Source organism: Neisseria sp. HMSC70E02 (genome assembly GCF_001838645.1).
Taxonomy (GTDB): Bacteria; Pseudomonadota; Gammaproteobacteria; order Burkholderiales; family Neisseriaceae; genus Neisseria; species Neisseria macacae.
Window position 1 is genome coordinate 180,367 of the sequence record NZ_KV838080.1, and the last position, 1,544, is coordinate 181,910.

The 1,544-nt window shown below is 53.0% G+C and carries 1 protein-coding gene; it reads left to right on the forward strand.

From position 1 onward, the window contains the following. The first annotated feature begins 70 nt into the window (after nt 1-70). Nucleotides 71-997 (forward strand): aldose 1-epimerase, encoded by a 927-nt coding sequence (locus HMPREF3277_RS04895; RefSeq protein WP_070870198.1) that lies wholly within the window; start codon nt 71-73, stop codon nt 995-997. Nucleotides 998-1,544 lie beyond the last annotated feature (547 nt).

The following is a 1,544-nucleotide window of genomic DNA, read 5'->3' on the forward strand; positions in this document are numbered from 1 at the left end:
AAAGGTCGTCTGAAAACTTTTCAGACGACCTTTTATACACCCTGTCTCAACCACCATCAGGAGCCGCTTCATGTTCACACTCAAAACCGACAACGACCGCCTGCTGCTCGCCTCAGCCGATTTGTGTGCGGAAATTTATCTTTACGGCGGGCTGCTCAACCGCTACGAAATCCGCCGTCCCGACGGCACATGGTTCAACATCGTCAAAGCCTACGACACCCCGCAACATGCCCGCGAGAGCCTGACCGAATGGTTCCGCAGCGGCAAGCTCAGCCCGTACGCCTGCCGCCTGCGCCACGGCAAATACAGCTTTGACGGCAAAGCGTATCAGTGCGGCAAATTCAAACTTGCCGAACACGCGGCACACGGTTTGATGTATGATCGCGAGTTCGCCCTCGTCAACAGCCACGCCGACAGCCAATCCGCCGAAGTCGAAATCCGCGCAGATTACGCACAAGACGACAGCGGCTATCCCTTCCCCTTCAGCCTGACCGTCCGCTACCGCCTCAGCGCAGACGGTTTAAGCATCCGCTCCACCGTCCGCAACCAAGGCGCAACCGCCATGCCGCTCGCAGACGGCTGGCACCCCTATTTCACACTGGGCGGCAAAACCGACGATTGGTCACTGGAAATCGACAGCAGCAAACGCTTGGGCTTCGATGCCGATTTAGTTCCCGACGGCAGCATGATCAACGACACCCGTTTTCAGACGACCTCAAGCCTGGCAGGCATCGAATTGGACAACAGCTTTGTCTTGGCACGCAGCAAACCCGCCGCCTGTACGCTTTCAGGCAACGGACTGACCCTGAGCATTTACCCCGACGCATCCTATCCCTACCTGCAAATCTTCACCCCATCGACCCGCGACACCATCGCCATCGAAAACCTCAGCGGCGCACCCGACTGTTTTAACAACGGCTTAGGGTTAATCAAGCTGGACGCGGGAGAAGAAGCCGCATTTGAAACGCGCTACCATATCGCAGCCAACCGTCCGTAAGCAGCCCGAATCTTTACCGGCAAAGCAAAGGTCGTCTAAAAACGCCCAATCAGGTTTTCAGACGACCTTTTATAGTGGATTAACTTTAAACCAGTACGGCGTTACCTCTCCTTAGCTCAAAGAGAACGATTCTCTAAGGTGCTGAAGCACCAAGTGAATCGGTTCCGTACTATCTGTACTGTCTACGGCTTCGTCGCCTTGTCCTGATTTATGTTAATTCCACTATAATCAACTGATGCACTGGTTTCTTGCTTCCGCATATATAGCAAGCAACTCAAATCCACCCTCTACTTTTACGACACAACAGGTCGTCTGAAAAATCAAAAACAGCCAGTTACGGCTGTAAAAAAGGGCTTTCGCCCCTTCCTTTTACCACAAGCTTTCCGTGCGGATTTGCCTCCAACCTTGCCCGGCTTCTTCCACCACAAACGGTACACCGCTGACACCAAACTGTTGCGCAAGATTGGCGCCGTCAGCAATGCGCTGTTTGGCAAGCTGTTCGGTTGCACGATCTTTTATAGTAAATTAAAAACAAAATAGTACAATA

What these genes read in the sequence shown, in the direction of transcription:
- HMPREF3277_RS04895 (WP_070870198.1), top strand. Translation starts at nt 71, where the DNA reads ATGTTCACACTCAAAACCGACAACGACCGCCTGCTGCTCGCCTCAGCC.